The following is a 17,133-nucleotide window of genomic DNA, read 5'->3' as shown; positions in this document are numbered from 1 at the left end:
ACCATTAATAAAGAAGGAAAATCGCATGAAATTAACAGCGCCACTGTACAAAACACCATTCTCCACAAGCCTATGCCTTACCCTGCTAACATTACTCAGCCCGATAACGCTGGCCGATAGCAAAGCCAGCGCAGAACAGCTATTGGCGCAAGAACAGGCACCGGCGTATGAGCTTAGCAATACCGCAGTACATCAACTGCCAGCGGCAAATGGCCGGCACTATGAGGTGTGGATAGATCTACCGGCATCTTATGGCACAACGGCAAAAAAGCTACCGGTGCTTTTTGTGTCAGACGCCAATTACGCCTTTCCGCTCATTCGCAGCATCCGCAACCGCCTTGGCGCAGGCGGCCAGAATATTGAAGACTTCGTTATTGTCGGGCTGTCTTACGCCAAAGGCGATTCCCCTACTGCCAGTCGCAATCTGGACTACACCCCTACCGCCACCCGCACAGGCTATGGCGGCGCAGCCGCATATGCCGATTATTTGCAACAGCAGGTTATTCCGTTTGTACTGGCACACTATCAGCTAGACCCAAACCGCAAACTCTTTGTTGGCCACTCCTATGGCGGCTTACTGGGCACACAAATTCTGCTGACCAAACCAGAAACCTTTGATACGTATATTTTAAGCAGCCCATCGCTGTGGTTTGATAAAAAATATATGTTTAAACTTGAGCAACAATACACCGCACGGCAGCAGCAACTGAAACAGCTTAATAAAACACTACGGGTACAACTGTATGCCGCCGAGTACGAACAAATAAAAGACGGCCCGCGCTATGCCAAATCGGTAAATATCATGGCCGACATGCAACAGTTTGAAAAAACCTTAAAAAGCCGTAATTACCCCGGTTTACAGGTAGAAAGCCAGGTTATTGCAGACGAAGATCATTTATCGGTATTTCCATCTATGATCAGCCGCGCACTGATAAAATTATTACCCGGCCACGGCCCTTACAAACCAGGTTGATAATCCGGCAACCTGTACAGCCTAATCCGGTTGCCTTAACAGCCGGATGGCAAAATTACGTTGCCAACATTAAATTTGCGCACTGCGCAAAACCACAATATAACGCCGGGTAAGCCCGGCGTTGTTGCAATTAGGTTCTTCCATCGCGCTATAATGCCGGCATATTTTCATTGCCAAACCTGCTGCGGAACCGACATTGGATAAAGTTACCTTCAAAGACTGGCTCTTTGCCCTGATAGGCCTGCTTTTTGTGCTAAGTAGTCTGCTGATTATGCAAAAAGATTTTAATACCGGCATGACAACGCTGGTGTTTTTTGGTGCCTGCTTTGCGGTGGCAGTGCATATTATTATTCGCAAATTGCGCCTGCAGCGCCAGTCATTACACACCGTAACAGTTAGCGGCGGCGAACCTATCCATGCATCCAAAAAGCGCATCGCTTTACTGGGTATTGGTTTACTGGCATTTGGCAGCACCCTTATGTTGTTTCAGCCTGACGACAACCGGATTTTCTACGGCATTAGCCTGCTTATTGCCATTACCGGCGCAGTGTTATTACTCGGTTTATTTAGCGGCAGATTAGCCAAAACCTATATCCAGTTCGACCCGGCAGGCTTTACCTTTGGCTACCCCAAAGGCAAAGTTAGTATTGCCTGGGAAGCTATTACCGATTTATACCGGGGTGACATCCATAATAACCCGGCGGTATTTCTGTCGGTTGCAGCGGAAAATATTACGGTAGAACCAGCGTCGTATCTGGCTAAAGTGAGCAAGCAAATGGCGTCATCCCGCAAATGGACCGGCGCTGATTTTGTGATTATGACCTCCACCTACGGTATTGATGCGCCAGTGCTAATGGCGGCAATAGAAAGGTATATCACCCAGCCAGAAGCCAGAGCAGAGCTGCAGGCTCAGCGAAAGTTAAGCGAAAACTGAAATTCATGGGCACGGAAAATTACTCTTTAAGCGGCTTGCGGGCTACACCAATTGTCGAATAGTGCCCATCGGTATAAATAAACGTTTCGGTTGATCGGTTAGCGGCATAAACATGCCCATGTGTTGATAAAACCGGAGGGCCGCATCATCCAACACGTCCAAGACTACGCCCAGCGCGGGTAAGCCCCGGTCCGTAAGTTCAAGAGCCGTCCTCAGCGCCTGCACCAGCGTTTTGGCTCCCAGTTGCTGCCCCTGATATTGCACAGATACACCTAGCCGAGCCAGCAGTACAACCGGCACCGGATACGCCGGAAGTGATTTATTTTGTGCTGGCAGTGCTCCCCGCACTACTGTACTGCTGGCCAGAGTAAAATAGGCGGCGACGGGTAGTTTACCCTGCCCGGTTTGTTCGGTAAGTACCCAGGTCTTGCTTAAGCCCAAGCGACTATTGCGCACGGCATAGCGGCTTAGGTAGTCATTCAGGCTGACTTTGCCACAATCAAATGCTTTTAAATTATGTAAGGCGGTATCCAGCAGCACAAATTCTGCAGCCAGAGCCAATTAAAACCCCTCACGGTCAAGCTGGGCGGCGGCGGCTTTTAAACGACCATGTGGTGCAGGTGGCGCTTCACAGATCTGCATAAACTGATCAAACTGGGCTGACGTTAATTCAATGGCTGCCTGTGCCTGCAATATTTGCGGTGCATTGTCCCGAATAAGACGAACCATAAACTCTGTCAGGGACGCACAGCCTAACGCGGCGGCGGCCCGCTCTGCCAATTGCTTGGTTTCTGCATCCACCCGCATTTCTATCCGTTCCCGAAGTGCTGTTGTCATGGTGTTCACTCCTGTACAAAAAACCTCCAAACAGTATAGCGCTGTACGGCATATTGCCGCAAGCCTGTTACTCTTTACGCTTAAACATACCATGCATTGTTAGCCAGTTTGTGAACGCATTAAACCAGCCGGTACTGGTGGTTTCTTTCGGGTACATGCCAAAGCCGTGGCCGCCCTGCTCGTAAAAGTGAAACTCGACCGGCTTTTTGGCGGCATGCCAGCTCTTAATCAGGCCGAATTCTCCATTGGCAAACAATGGATCGTCGGCGGCAAGTGCAACGAATAGCGGTGGTGCATCGGCTGGTACCTCTACCGCATCTATCGGGCCGTAGACATTGCCAATAAAGGCTGGCTTAGCGTCTTTATCAACCAGCGTTGTTGCCATGGTAAGCATGGCACCGGCAGAAAAACCGACCATACCGATACGGTCCGGGTCGATTTTCCACTCCACTGCGCGGCTGCGGATCAGCGCGAAGGCGGCCTGCGCGTCTGCAAGCTGCGGCGCGAGGCTGGCTTTCATCTGTGCCTGATCAGGCCGTGGTGGCCGGCGCCCGGTGGCTGAAAACATTTCGTCCATCGCGCGTTTAAATTCAGTCATCTCTGCCGGTGTTTGATTTAGCCGGTACTTAAGCACAAAGGCTGCGATGCCCTTATCGGCCAGGGCCTGGGCAACCTGCCAGCCTTCGTTATCCATCGACAGGGTGCGAAAGCCGCCGCCGGGGGCAATGATCACAGCAGCACCGCTGGCCTTTTTCGGATCGGGCAAAAAGGGGGTTAGCGTGGCAAGGGTAACATTGCGCACAAAGCGGCTGCCGTACTGAGAATGCCATGACTCTTGCGTTTGCGCGCCAGGCAGCGGGCCGGTACCAATTTCGATAGCATTGGTCTGATTAGGCGGCGCTATTGGCGTCATCACGTCGTTTGCCTGCGCAAAAGCCTGCGCGGTAACTAAACACACTGCCAGTACAAAGCTAAGCCAGATTCTGTGTTTTATCTCTGTCATACGATGAGTTTCCTCTCTTTATCATCTTATCAGGGCTTTACACGCGCTATTTTTTAAAGGTTCTGACAATAGGTTTAATGGTGCCATCTGCATTAAAGTACACTCTGTCCACGCATACTGATCTGCGGTAATTACCGCCGCCGGGCAGGTCGGCACTGTGATAGGCGAGATAGGTGTTGCCGTTAAAATCAAACATCGCCGGGTGAATGGTCGTGGTACCAGGCAAGGGTTCCATAATGATGCCCTGATACTGCCAGGGCCCGGTGGCGGATGTACTGGTGGCATAAGCAAGGCTTTCCGGAAACCCGGCTGCATACACCAAATAATAGATCCCCTTGTGTTTTGACAGGTAAGGGCCTTCTTCAAAATCAGGCAGGGTATCGACAGTATGAATTTTTACCTTGCTGGTATCGCGGTTTTGCATATTACCTGCCGCATCCAGCGTGTAGCCTTCGCCTTTCAGATGGATTAAATCCGGCTCAAGCTCAACCCACCATAACTGCTTATTGCCCCAATACAGGTATGCCCTGCCATCATCGTCAATAAAAACAGCAGGGTCGATATTACGCCAGCTGTGATCTTTATCCCTGGCGGTATCTTCGAGCAAAATCATCGGCATGCCGCGTGGATCGGTAAAAGGCCCTTGTGGGCTGTCTGATACGGCCACGCCAATCGAAAAGCCGAATTTACCGTTGGTTTGCCCCCCTTCTACGGCGGCATAAAAATAATAGCGTGACTTACCCGACTGATCTTTCCGGTGGATAACGTGATGAGCGTAGGCATTGCCGGTTTTTTCATCGCCCCTGGCCCATTTAAAGTCAGAATAGCGAAGTACAGCACCTTTATTTTGCCAGCTAACCATGTCGTTACTGGTCCAGAGCCGGTAGTCGTACATGCGGTAATCTTTGCCGTCCACGGACTGCTCATCGTGTGTGGTGTACAGGTATACCGTGCCATCCAGCACCATCACGGCCGGATCTGCGGTATAAATTAACTCTCCCGGCTCGTTGGTTGGATCTTTGGTATCGTATTTAATAATAGGGTTGTCAAAGCTTGTGGGGGCGATAGCTGTAGTATTGCGGTCAGAAGATCCTGCTACTGCTGTACTGCAGGCGAATGCTCCCCAAAGGGATATAACCAGGCACAAATACACCAGGCGTTTTTTACTGTTTATGAGACTTTTGGCGGTAAGCATTAAAGCGTATCCTTCGGCTGCAATAATTGGATACGCAACAGTGTGTATAAATTTGCCGCTTAACGGAACGCCTATGCTGTTACGAATCCGTTTAATCGCTTTACCTTATTTGCTGCACCTTTACATACTGCACCTTACATATTATATAACCCTGATAAACACCGGGTTGCTGTAAAACCACAGATCATGCCAGGGGTTTTCGCCTTTTTCATCCGGCTGCGGTTCCAGCTCGTCGCGCTGATTGGTGCCGCGCAGGCGCAGATACTGATCGGCTGTTACTTTGCCAAGTGGCAGCTCAAATACGCTAAAGCCGTTTTGTTGTTGCCAGTCCTGCTGGTAAAAACGCTGCAATACGCGGGTTGTGCTGGTTTCGTCACTGTTGCGATCGGCCACCGGGCCACTGATTTGGCCGACAATGGCATCTACCCGCGCAACCTGTGGGTTATAGCCGCCAGCGTTTAAGGTATCCGGGTCGCGAAAGCGTACCCGCAGCACCAGTTCGTCCTGCGCTGTTACCGTTAAGGTTTCGCCCATACCGGCGCGGCGATCGGAGTCTTTTACTGCAACCTCAACAAATAAGGCATCAATTAAATCACCGGTAACGGCAAATATGCGCCCGGCTTTTAAGTTGTCGAAAATGCTGTCGTAGCTTTTATCGGCATAAACATAGGTTTTGGCATACTCACCGGGCCAGAAATCGGCCCAGCCGTCCGTGTAATGGCCGTGGCTGTCGGATACGGCAGTTACCCACCATTTACGGCCCTCGCTTAGCAGGCTGTCCCATACGCCACCTAAACGTGCAGTCATTTGATCATAACCGCCCATGGTGGGGTAACCGGGGTATTCACCGCGCCCCCCCTCTGGCTTAAGGCTGCCATCACGGTTAAATACCGCAGCCTGATGCCCTTCGGCACCACTCATGCCTATCACGACTTCGGGGGCGGTGTCTTGCCAGTCCCGTAATTGTTTGGGGGTAATTTTATTATATTCACGAAAACCCGTTGCCAACCGGCCCGGGTGGTTCGCCAGCAATAAAGGCGTGTCTGGCAAGGCGGCCATGGCTTTTAATGCCAGCAGCATATAGGCATCGTCGGCTTTGTCCGGTGACGGCGGCATGCCCTGGCGGCCATTGTATTTACTTTCTATATCATAGAGTTGCTGCGCTTCGCTTGGCCGCTTTGGCATAATAAAGGTGGCATGGCGGCCACCGGGGCTATTGCCCGGTACGTCAAATTCCATACCGTAAAATTGCAGAATATGTGGCAGTGCTTTACGCGACGCCAGCAGTTCCGGGTAGGCTTGCTCCAGTGCCAGTTTGGCACGGTTTGGCCCGCCGTGATCAGTAATCACCAGCCAGCTTAAGCCGTGGTGCGCGGCCATCTGGGCGTTAAGCGGAATAGAATAAATAGCATCACCGCCAATAATGGGTTTTGGCGGAAATACCGACGTATCCCAGCGCACACTGTAATGGGTGTGCACATGGTGATCGCCAGCCAGCCACTGGCGGGTATCGCTTGCCTCAGTAACCTGCGGGCTTGCTTCGGTTACCGCCGGGCTGCTATGGCAACCTGCCAGTACTGCTAGGCTCAGGCTTAGTACACATACAGCCAACTTCATTATTTACCTCTTTGCTGCGATGTGTTTGGGCTTAGACCCATGCAGTGCGTAATACAAAATCATCGCATAACAGGGCAGCAGCACCATATAAGCACTAACCGGCCCGGTTTGCTCTGATAAGGCACCGTATACCAGCGGCAGTACAGCACCACCGGCAATACCCATAATTAATAAGGCAGAGCCTTTGGGCGTTAATGAACCTAAGCCAGCCAGCGCCAGTGGCCACACTGCCGGCCATACCAGTGCATTGGCCAGCCCCAGTAACGCTACCAGGCTAACCGGATCCGGCAATAGCGGAATACCGGCCCAGCCCCACAGCACAGCAGCAATAGCGCTACTTTGGGTATCGGACAACAAAATCGCCACAGACAGTACCAGCCCCAGCCCGGCCGAAATAGCCAGCGCCTGGCGTTGTGATAATAAGCGCGGCACCAGCAATAAACCTAAACTGTAGCCCAGCACCATAAAGGCTAATGTGTAAGAAGTCAGTGTAGTGGCCCCCGGTACTTGTAATGCAGAGCCGAGCAAACCGATAGTGTCACCGGCGATAACTTCAACGCCGACATAGCAAAACAGTGTAATAACACCCAGCACCAGATGCCGGTGCTGCCATACCGAGGTGTCGCCCTTGCCAGTGCTAACCGGTGCAGGCTCGGCCGGTAAATCGGGTAAGGCAGAAAAGCGCAGTGCCACCGCCAGCAGCAAAATGGCCACAGCGATACCGGCATAAGGTGTAATAAGTTGCAGCGACAGCATCTCCAACTGTTGCAGGCGTTGTGCTTCGTCCAGTAAGGCCAGGCTTTCAGCGGTAATATGCCCTAAATCCTGCAGCACCAGCCAGGTAAATACCAAAGGTGCCAGTACTCCGGCACTTTTATTTAAAATGCCCATTAGCGAAATACGCGCTGCGGCAGACTGCTCCGGCCCTACCCTTACCAGATAAGGGTTAGACGCCGTTTGTAATAAGGTAAGCCCGGAGCCCACCACAAACTGCGCCAGCAAAAATACCGCAAACTGCTGGCTTAACGCTGCCGGAATAAACAACGCACAACCCAGCGCTATCAGGCCAAGGCCAATCGACATGGCATTTTTATAACCCGACCATATCAGTACCCGTGCCATCGGCAGTGCCATTACCACATAAGCAATATAAAAACTAAAGGCGATCAGTAAAGCCTGTACTTCGCTTAATTGGCATACCAGCTGTAAAAACGGGATTAACGCCCCGTTAAGCCAGGTAATAAAGCCAAACATAAAAAACAGCACACCGATAATAATAATCGGTTGCAGGCCGTAGCCGGTTTTGCCGGGATGGGTCATAACTGTATCCTGTTGTTGTTATTAATCTGAGCGCCCTGTAACCAGCAGCGCTGTATATCCAGTTCGGTATTAAGCAACAGCATATTGGCCAGCGCGCCCTGTTGCAGGTAACCGATGTCAGTATGCAGGCCACACAACCCGGCCGGGTTAGTGCTAAGCGCTTTTAAACCGCTGCTAAGCGGTAATGCTAAATCATGATGGTAGTGGCGCAGTGCCGTCAGCATATCCAGCGCTGACCCGGCCAGCGTGCCATCAGGCAGTGTAAGCTTTAAGCCGTCGCGGCGGATTTCAGTATGCTGATAAGCTAAGGTTTGTAGCTCACTACCGGTGTGTGCCATCGCATCGGTGACCAGAATTAGCTTATCCTCACCTTTACACTGCGCGGCAATACGCGCCGACAACGGATGCACATGCAAATGGTCCAGAATAAGGCCGCAATACACATCTGTGCTTGCCAGCGCAGCGCCTACCATGCCGGGCTCGCGGCTGGTCAGCGGCGACATAGCATTAAATAAATGCGTAAAACAGCGGACTCCGGCATCAATAGCGGCCAGTGCTTGCTCTGCCGTGGCGGCAGAATGGCCCAGGCAAACAATAACGCCCGCAGCACATAACTCGCGGATTTGCGCTACCGGTACGGTTTCCGGTGCCAGCGTTACCATAACAATGCCCAGATCTTTACGGCAAAACAGTGCCAGCTCAGCATCAGACAAGGGCCGGATACAGTCTGCCGGGTGAATACCCCGCCGCGCGGTTGAAAGATGCGGGCCTTCAAAGTGAATACCCACTACTGTATGCCCGGCTTGTGGTAACAGCCCGGCTACCGCATCGGCGGCAGCTTGCATAACCTGCAATTTATCGGTAATTACCGTTGGTAGCATGGCCGTGGTGCCAAACTGCAAATGCGCCTGGCTGATGGTGCGCAGGGCGGCGGTATCCGGCTGCTGGTTAAATAACACGCCCCCGCCGCCATTTACCTGAATGTCAAAAAAGCCGGGGCAAAGCAGCCCCTGTAACTGCTGGCCAGGTTGCCCTGGCTTAACCCCGGCCTGAATAGCACTGATACGGCCGTGTTGCCAGTCCAGCCTGACATCGGTAAGTAGCTGCCTGCCATCAAAGCATTGCGCCACATACAGGGTTTGCATAACGCTATTTGCCAAACTCATAATTTAACACTCGCAATTTAACACTCACAGCGTAATGGTCACTTTATTCAGCCCCACCGGTGCATCCGGGTTTTTACCCATTGCCACTGCTATGGCTTCAATATCCAGATAAAAGCGCTGCATCAGCAATAATGGCTGCAGGCGCGGATGAATATCCGCCAGGGTGCTGTGCAGTGTTACTACCTCAGCACCGCGCTTTTTCACCTCACTGATTTGCACCTGGTGTGCAGCGGTACTTTCATCCTCCAGCGCCACATTTAACAATGTCAGCGGCTGGTTTAGTAACGACACCGGGCCGTGTAAAAACTCGGCGCTGCTGAAGGCTTCGGCCTGAATACCGCATACTTCTTTGATTTTAAGTGCTATTTCGCGGCTAATGGCATAACCAAAAGCACGCCCCAATACCACACAGTGCCGCAGTTGTTGCAGGTGCGGCAATTGCAACTGAGCCGGTTGTGCCAGTACGCTTTGCAGCGCTTGCGGTAAACTGTTTAATGCCGTTAGCAGTGCCGCATTCTGCTTCCAGTGCGCTACCAGCTGCAGTATCGCAGCCAGCGTACACAAATAACTCTTGGTTGCCGCTACGGCTTTTTCCGGCCCGGCCAGCAATGGCACCGCATAGTCGGCCAGGGCTGCCAGCGGTGAACTTATATCATTTACCAGCGCCAGCACCAAAGCCCCGCTTTGTTTGGCGGCACGGGCCTGTGCCAGTATGTCTTCACTGCGGCCAGACTGAGATATCAGCAGCACCAGTGCGCGTTGCAGTTTAAGCTGGCGGGCAAATAAACTGGCTACAGAAGGCGCAGCAGCCGCTACCACCACGCCCAGTTCCACCTCAATCAGATAGCGGGCAAATACCCCGGCATGATCAGAAGTGCCACGGCCAACAATATAAACAAAGGCCGGGTCAAAGCCGCGAATGCGCTCTGCCACTTCGGCATATAAGCTGCCGTTGCTGTCAATTTGTTGTTGAATGCGTTGCCAGGTTTCGCTGGCTTCCTGTCGCATCAGGGTCATAGTTGTTTCTCCAGAAAATACTGCCGGGCCAGTGCACTGGCGCCTGCCTCAGGCGGGCCCTGCACCTGGCTGAATTGTTGCTGTAATGCTGCCGGTAATAACGCCGCCAGTTGTGGTGCTAAACCGCCTATCATGGCAATCTGCGGCGCGCCGCTGTCCTGCAGGCGCTGCAATAACGCCTGAATATAACTAAGCCCCCTGGCCAGAATATCGCAGGCATAAGGATCGCCCTGTTGCTGTTGTTGCAATACCAAGGGTGCCAACTGGCCGTAATCTGCAGCTTTGTAACCTATGCAGCAGCTGATCAGCTCGGTATTGCTGCTTACCCCCAGGCGGCGGCATATACTGCGCGTCAGCTCTGTTGCCGGTTGCAGGCCATCCAGTACATCCAGCGTAGCGCTCACCCCCTGCCAGCCAAGCCAGGCACCACTGCCCCGATCCCCCAACGGAAAACCCTGTGCACTGAATAACCATTGTTCGCCATTCACACTGGCAAAAGCGGCGGTACCGGTACCGGTTATTAAAATGGCGCCATCGCGCCCGCCATGGGCACCCAGGCAGGCAATATGTAAATCGGTAGTAACCTGCATACTGGCAAAAGGGTGCCGCCAGTTTTGCATTTGCCGCTGCACCCTGGGCACATTTACCCCCGCCAGGCCCGCCACCACATGGCTTTGCGCTAACATTGCACTGGCATAACCGGCCTGCTGCAACACGCGCTGACAGGCGCTGAGTATAGAATCGGTGGTCTGGGCAAAGTCTGTCGCCGGGTTGGCCGGGCCTGCTACGGCTTCGGCCAGCAACTGGCCGCTGGCGTTTTCCAGCCGGGCTTTACACTTGCTGCCACCACCATCCACGCCGATAAAAAGTTGTTCGCTTTGCTGCACTAAAATCTCCTCAGACTGCACTGCTGATGTCATTAAATTTTTACGAAGATTTTGCGCTGATACATCCACCATACCGGCATGTAACACAAGGCCAGAAAGGCAACTATCCAAAGCCCGGCGCTGAAAAACCGGCTTAAACCAAGCTGTTCAGCTAACTGCAAATAGCTGCCGTGTACCGACACACCTGCAATTTGCAGTTCCAGCAGTTTTTCCAGCGCTACATGCAGCACATAAGCCACAATGGCATTGGCACCAAACACCAGTGAAACCTGAGTAAACTTGCGGTATTGCTGTACGTCGGTGTACCAAATCAGCAGTGCCAGTACCATGCTGGCCATACCGCTGGTTACCAGAACAAAAGAGCTGCTCCAGATTTGCTTAATCAGCGGAAACCACAAGCTCCACAGGCAACCAAGTAAAAAGCTGCTAAAGCCCAGCACAAACAGCAGCATCACCAGTTGTGGCAGTTGCTGCTTATACTGCAACACTAACCTCCCCATAATGACGCCAAATAAACCGCTGGCGATAGCCGGATAAGTGCTGAGTATGCCTTCAGGATCCCAGCTACCGCGCCATAACATACCGGGCAGAAACTGACTGTCGAACCAGTTAATCAGGTTGGCATCACGCTGCAGTTGCCCTGCAGCTAAACCCGGAGCCGGTACCAGTAAAATCAGCAGCCAGTAACTCAGCAGAATAAACACCGTAATTTGCACCAGGCGTTTAGTACTGCAGTGCATCGACAGCAACGAGCACACCAGATACACCAGTGCAATACGTTGCAGTACGCCAAGAATGCGCAGGTCGGCAAATTTCAGGTAAATCAGGTTAACGAAGATGCCAAGGCCAAACAGGATCAGAGTGCGGCGCAAAATTTTTACCCGCACCTCTTGTAGCTGCTGTGCGCTACGCGCCACCGGTTGTAAACCGATGGCTACCGCTACACCGACAATGACCAAAAAGAACGGAAAAATAAAATCGGCAAAAGTAACCCCTTCCCAGTAGGCATGAGAAAACTCACCATAGGTGTTAGGGCTGTTAACCATAATCATAAACAGAATGGTTAAACCGCGGAATAAGTCTAATGCCAGCAAACGTTGTGACTGCATAGTATATTCCTGCTTAAAGATTCGACGGCGGCGCTTTACTGGCGGTAACCAGTTGTTGCAGCGCTTTTACTGCAGACACCACATCGGCCGGCACTGCTGATGCAGGCGGTAACGGTTGCTCCAGCCAGGCGTTTTCCCAGGCAATTAATTGTTGCTCCAGTGCGGCAGTATCCAGTGGCTTACCATTTACTGCGGCTTGGCGCTGGGCATCGAAAAACAGCTGCCAGCGCGGCAGATAAAAGTGTGCATACATACCCTGCCAGGCTTTAGAGGCGTAGTCTTTTAAACTCTCTCCACCCCAAATAGTGACTTGCTTACGGGCATTGCGCTCGTATAAGTCGGCTAATTCCGGGCTATCAGCATAGGCGCGGGCATCGTTAACCCAGCTGTAAAGCGTTTCCTGCTGGCCGCCAATCAGCGCATCCACACCCAGTATCAGTTGCTCAGCCTGACGGCGGAAATTATCGCCCTGTTCTACTTTACCCTGCTGATAAGCCAGAGTGGTATGTTGCAGCAACGTATCAATATGCTGGGTAACTGCATGGCGGGCAAAGTCAACCAGATCATAACGGAATAACCTGTCTTGCTGCTGTGCCTGCGGTAAGGCCACCAAATCACGCAGTGCCTCATCCAGCAAAGCTAAATCACCCGGTGCACCTGTAGCACGCAGATATTCTGTTGAAGGGCGTTTAAATAACAAATAAGCACCTGCTGAGCCTTCCCACCAACGCGGATCCCAATACTTGGTGCTAAGCACTGCTTTGTACAGTTTATTCCAGGCTGACAACAACGCGGGGCTGGTGCTGCCGTAACGGGCATTCAGGTATTGCTGCAGCCACTCTGTTGTTGCAGTAGCCTGCCCTTGCCAGGCTACGTCGAACATATATTCGTATGCCGATGACGTACCGTGGATCCCCTCGGGAAATACGCCATAACCGGTTAAATTGCCTTTTTCTTCATGCTGTAGTGCATAAGCAGTTTTTTCGCGGTAGAAATCAAAATCGGCATATACCGGGTTGCTGCCACCGTAATTATGGATAAAACCAAACACCCACTGCTTGCCGTAAAACCCTTTGGCGCCCTGCCATACGTCGTAGCGGTCGTTACCGATATCGTGGATCATCATTTTGTCATCAGGTATTTTGCTTAAAAAAGCCTGAATGGAATCCAGATCCCAGAAATGCCTGTCTGAGCCAAACATCCAGCCCTGCATTACCCAGGTGGCGTCGGGCACTACCTGCGCCAGAGACTGATACAACGCTTCGCCATAACCGGCCAGATCCTGATAACGGTTATCTTTTGATACCGGCGGCAGCATTTCGTTAAAGGCATCCATCAGGTAGTATTTCTGCTCACCATATTCAGCGTTGTAAAGCTCTATAAAACGCCTGGCAACTTTGGCAAACAGCGGATCGGCAGGATCGAGCCAATAGGTGGGTTTAGGAAAACCACTCCAGGCTTTCATTTCAATGATCCGGGCGTCAGGGAACATTTTAACAAACTGCTCCGGCACATAACCGGAGAACGCCGGTACCACCGGTTTCATGTTGTAGCTCGCCATTTTTTGCAGGATCTGTTTTTGTAACTGATGTTTTTTATCGATATAAGCTTGTGGCAACGGGCCTTCGTGGCCTTCAATATTGCCCATCCGCTGCCAGGGGGTAAATGCAGGGCCAGAGAAGTAAGCCGCCAGTTCATCATCAGATACGCCAAACTCGCGCCACAGCAGTTGCCAGATATATTCCTGGCCTTCCATCGCCACCGGGTTATTTACCCCATGCAACGCCATCCAGTCCAGCTCCTGCTGCCAGCGCTCCCAATTCCACCAGGGTGTGGTGTAACCATAAGCACAGACATTTAAGTAAGCGCGCTGCTGAAATAATGCCGTAACCCGCTCGGCCGGGTAATCAGCAAACTGCTGTGGCAACTGCACCCGGCTGCCTTCCCAGCTTACCGACATAGCGCCAATCTGGCGCAGATATTCATAAGTACCGTAACTTAGCGCCGTTAACGCATTGGCACTGACATACAGCTGGCCGCCCTGCGCCTCAACCTGATACCAATCTGGCTGTTCATCATTAACCAGCGAAAAATGCACATGCGGTACAGCCTGGCCTGCCACCCGTTCAAACAGCTGCCGCACCGGTTCAGCGCCTGCACTGTTTTGTTGCTCTGCCACTACGCTTTGCGGTTGCTCAACTACCGGGCTGCAACCGGTTAACAGTACGCCAGCCAACAAGCAGGAAGCCAGTACCTTACGGCGAAACTGAGATAAATTCATTGGGAATAAATGCATGGGATGTCCTTTTACTATCATCGTTATAATGCACAACACAGGGCCTGCCCCAGGCGGCAGGCCCTGTTACTACTGAGGCTTACATGCTAAAGCTTACACCCAGATAGTAGCTGCGGCCGATCACACTGGTAGTTTGCCAGGCACGGGTTTGCTCATCACGGTAGGCTTCTTCATCTTTACCGGCTACGTTAAGTGCACCAAAACGCATTGACCACTGATCGCTGATGGTCCAGCCCAACAGCAAATCTACCTGATTACGGCCATTTACCACCCGGCCTTCACGGGCAAAAAATGCATCGCTGCTATCCTGAACATAGGGGCTGCGGTGGTTCAGGGCTACACGGGCACTGAACTCCTCGTTTTCCCAGTAAGCGGTAATATTCCAGGTTTGTTCAGATGAGTTGCTCAGGGTAAAACCTTCGCTTTCATCTACCAGAATACGGGTATAGTTAGAACTTAAGCCAAAACCGGCCACCGGTAACAGGTTATCCAGCCCCTGGTTCCAGCCAATTTCGTAGCCTTTTACAGTCAGCGTGGAGCTGTCGTTGTAAATGGCGGTGATATCGTAAATATTGCCGCTGGCGTCAACGCACTCTGAACCGGCCATACCCAGGGCTGTGCCGTTGTATTGTGCCGGGCACACCAGCTCGCTGACGGTGCCGTTTTTAATATCTTTCTGAAACAGGTTTACCGTTAACGAATCACCCGGGCTGTAGTACCACTCCCAGCCTAAATCCAGCTGATTCGCTGTCAGGGCTTTTAGCTCCGGCTGGCCCAGATTGACGGTGTAAGTGCGGCTGCCAACCGAATTTTCTCCCGAGGTTTCTGACGGTGCTAACTGGGTGTTAGAGGTCAGAATGGGCCTTACCAGTACTTTGGCTGCAGCCAGGCGCACCTGCATATCATCGTTCAGTGCCAGCACAAAGTTAGCGCTTGGCAGGAAGTTGTTGTAATCATAGCTTTGGGTAATTTCACCAATCGCCAGTTTAATTTCTTCGTTATCCGGGTGAGTGTCGCCAGTCAGATAAGTATTAACATCACGTTTGGTTTGCTCGTAGCGGCCACCAAAATTACCGCGCAGAGCCAAACCAAATACTTCAGTTTCAAAGTTAGCCATCAGGTAGGCCGAGGTAATTTGCCGCTCCATCGAATAGCTGGACTGGGCAGCAAATAAGGTGGGTACCGTTACACCTTCAGCCACCAGTGCATCACGGTATGCCTGAATATTGGGTGCTATCCAGCTGTGTGGAATACTCATCTGGTTGTCGAGAAAGTCTGTTACCAGATAACCATACTCAGCCATTGACGGTAAATCTGCCGGGTCGGCATCACCAATAGCAGCGCGGTCAGTGCGGTATACTTCGCGCTCCAGTGTTTCTTTACGGTATTTAACCCCGGCAGAAATACTGGTAAAACCATGCCAGTCCAGCAGACGGGTCGCATCAAACTGCACGGCGGTTTCATCAGAATCCATTTTACGGCTGGCGCCATTGGGGTATTCATTACGCGGCATTATTGCCGGGTACAAGGCCGGATCAGCCAGGTTTTCAGCAACATCAAACACCACATTAGACGGATTAGAAATATCCAGCGTAGCCTGTGAAATTACTGTCGCTAATATTGCCGCTTCTTCATTGTGTACCGCTTTACCGGCGGTGTAATGCAACACGCTGCTAAAGGCCCAGTCGTTCCAGTCGTAATCCAGCTCTAGGGTATAAGCCTGCGATTTTGCGTCTTTGTCTTCCAGCTGGCGGTTATTTTCGGTGGTAAAATTGTTGATTTGGATCTGGTTATACACGCCATTTTCAGCCGCACCTAAGCGGGTGATCTGGTTTTCATTAAACAAAAACACCTGCTGGTTCAGATCCTGTTTGGTGTCATCACCGGCATACACAGCGGTGAATTTAGCTTCAAACTCATTCGACGGTCGCCATTGCAGGGTACCATTAAACAAGGTGCGGTCGGTTTCACGGTCAATACGGCGATAGCGCGGCCGGCGCGGCGTAACATCGCCTTGTGCATCAACAAACCAGCGATCCATCCACAGGTTGTCTACCCGGTCGTCTAACTGCTGATAGCCCATATTCAGCAACAGGCCTACAGTATTACCGGCGAACTGGTCAATATAGGTAAAATTGGCTTTTGGTGTAACATCACCACTGGGTGAAAATTCTGAATACTGGCCGTTGGCCGACAACAGAATTTTTTGCTCTCTGAAGGATAAAGGCGACGCGGTATCAATATTAATAGTGCCGGATAAACCGCCGCTATCCATGTCTGCTGTGGGCGATTTAATCACCTCAATCAACGACGCCAGTTCAGTCTGGATAATGTCAAACCGAAAACCACTGGTAAAATCGGCGCTGGCCATGGTCTGGCCGTTCAGGGTGGTACGTGCATATTGCGAGCCGAGCCCGCGCACGCTGATGGTTGAGCCTCGGCCGTTAACGTTAGAAATTTGTACGCCCGGAATACGCTGAATAGCTTCAGCAATGTTTTCACTGGGAAATTTGCCGATATCTTCCGTGGTGATGGCGTCGGTTACTTTAGTATCCTGGCGTTTAATATCAGCCGCAGCCACTAAACTGCCACGGAAGGTTACTGAAATAACCTCATAATTATCATCATCTGCTGCTGTTTGCTGCTGTTGCTCCTGGGCCAGCGCCGGAAATAATAACGACGCCAGGATCGATGCAAGAACTGTTTTCTTACCTAACTTGTGCTGATTCAACCTGTTCATACCTGCGCTCTCTTGTTGCCAATTATGGTTTATTGAACG

General features: G+C 51.8%; 14 protein-coding genes. 2 read left to right on the top strand and 12 right to left on the bottom strand.

Translation table 11 applies throughout. The features are described from left to right. Positions 1-25 precede the first annotated feature (25 nt). Positions 26-973 (top strand): alpha/beta hydrolase, encoded by a 948-nt coding sequence (locus J3B89_RS08825; RefSeq protein ID WP_215397177.1) that lies wholly within the window; start codon positions 26-28, stop codon positions 971-973. 196 nt (positions 974-1,169) lie between these two features. Then, a complete protein-coding gene (locus J3B89_RS08820) occupies positions 1,170-1,907 on the top strand; it encodes a hypothetical protein (RefSeq protein WP_215397176.1) in 738 nt (245 codons plus the stop codon). Between the two features lie 42 nt (positions 1,908-1,949). Here J3B89_RS08820 and J3B89_RS08815 read toward each other — a convergent pair whose 3' ends face one another. The 12 genes from J3B89_RS08815 to J3B89_RS08760 form a co-directional block, all read right to left on the bottom strand. After that, positions 1,950-2,468: a GNAT family N-acetyltransferase gene (locus tag J3B89_RS08815; RefSeq protein ID WP_215397175.1), complete on the bottom strand. Its 519-nt coding sequence runs from the start codon at positions 2,466-2,468 to the stop codon at positions 1,950-1,952. Then, positions 2,469-2,744: a type II toxin-antitoxin system TacA family antitoxin gene (locus J3B89_RS08810; protein ID WP_251372319.1), complete on the bottom strand. Its 276-nt coding sequence runs from the start codon at positions 2,742-2,744 to the stop codon at positions 2,469-2,471. A 67-nt stretch (positions 2,745-2,811) separates the two neighbouring features. Further along, the gene (locus J3B89_RS08805) at positions 2,812-3,747 is read right to left on the bottom strand and encodes an alpha/beta hydrolase (protein ID WP_215397174.1); all 936 of its coding nucleotides are present in this window, start codon (positions 3,745-3,747) and stop codon (positions 2,812-2,814) included. A 46-nt stretch (positions 3,748-3,793) separates the two neighbouring features. Further along, positions 3,794-4,942: a glycoside hydrolase family 43 protein gene (locus J3B89_RS08800; RefSeq protein WP_215397173.1), complete on the bottom strand. Its 1,149-nt coding sequence runs from the start codon at positions 4,940-4,942 to the stop codon at positions 3,794-3,796. 141 nt (positions 4,943-5,083) lie between these two features. Then, positions 5,084-6,559 carry a phosphoesterase gene (locus J3B89_RS08795; RefSeq protein ID WP_215397172.1) on the bottom strand — a complete coding sequence of 492 codons (1,476 nt, stop codon included), beginning with the start codon at positions 6,557-6,559 and terminating at the stop codon, positions 5,084-5,086. A gap of 3 nt (positions 6,560-6,562) precedes the next feature. Beyond that, positions 6,563-7,879, bottom strand: coding sequence for a sugar MFS transporter (locus J3B89_RS08790; RefSeq protein ID WP_215397171.1), 1,317 nt, complete (start codon positions 7,877-7,879; stop codon positions 6,563-6,565). Continuing rightward, on the bottom strand, positions 7,876-9,045 hold the full coding sequence (gene nagA / locus J3B89_RS08785; RefSeq protein WP_215397170.1) for an N-acetylglucosamine-6-phosphate deacetylase: 1,170 nt from the start codon (positions 9,043-9,045) through the stop codon (positions 7,876-7,878). Before nagA ends, J3B89_RS08790 begins: the two co-directional genes overlap by 4 nt. A 24-nt stretch (positions 9,046-9,069) precedes the next feature. Then, complete coding sequence (gene nagB-II, locus J3B89_RS08780; RefSeq protein WP_215397169.1) at positions 9,070-10,062, bottom strand: glucosamine-6-phosphate deaminase NagB-II; 993 nt, start codon at positions 10,060-10,062, stop codon at positions 9,070-9,072. Beyond that, entirely contained in the window at positions 10,059-10,982 is a 924-nt protein-coding gene (locus J3B89_RS08775) for a glucosamine kinase nucleotide-binding domain-containing protein (protein WP_215397168.1), read from the bottom strand. Before J3B89_RS08775 ends, nagB-II begins: the two co-directional genes overlap by 4 nt. Next, positions 10,982-12,058 (bottom strand): acyltransferase family protein, encoded by a 1,077-nt coding sequence (locus J3B89_RS08770; RefSeq protein WP_215397167.1) that lies wholly within the window; start codon positions 12,056-12,058, stop codon positions 10,982-10,984. Before J3B89_RS08770 ends, J3B89_RS08775 begins: the two co-directional genes overlap by 1 nt. Before the next feature lie 13 nt (positions 12,059-12,071). After that, complete coding sequence (locus J3B89_RS08765) at positions 12,072-14,354, bottom strand: alpha-N-acetylglucosaminidase (RefSeq protein ID WP_215397166.1); 2,283 nt, start codon at positions 14,352-14,354, stop codon at positions 12,072-12,074. Positions 14,355-14,433: 79 nt separating this feature from the next. Then, positions 14,434-17,094, bottom strand: a complete 2,661-nt coding sequence (locus J3B89_RS08760; RefSeq protein ID WP_215397165.1) for a TonB-dependent receptor — start codon at positions 17,092-17,094, stop codon at positions 14,434-14,436. Positions 17,095-17,133 lie beyond the last annotated feature (39 nt).

The sequence above is a fragment of the Rheinheimera oceanensis genome (assembly GCF_018831085.1).
GTDB classification, from domain to species: domain Bacteria; phylum Pseudomonadota; class Gammaproteobacteria; order Enterobacterales; family Alteromonadaceae; genus Alishewanella; species Alishewanella oceanensis.
Note: the sequence above shows the minus strand (reverse complement) of the source record. Positions and strands in the feature narration are given on the sequence as shown.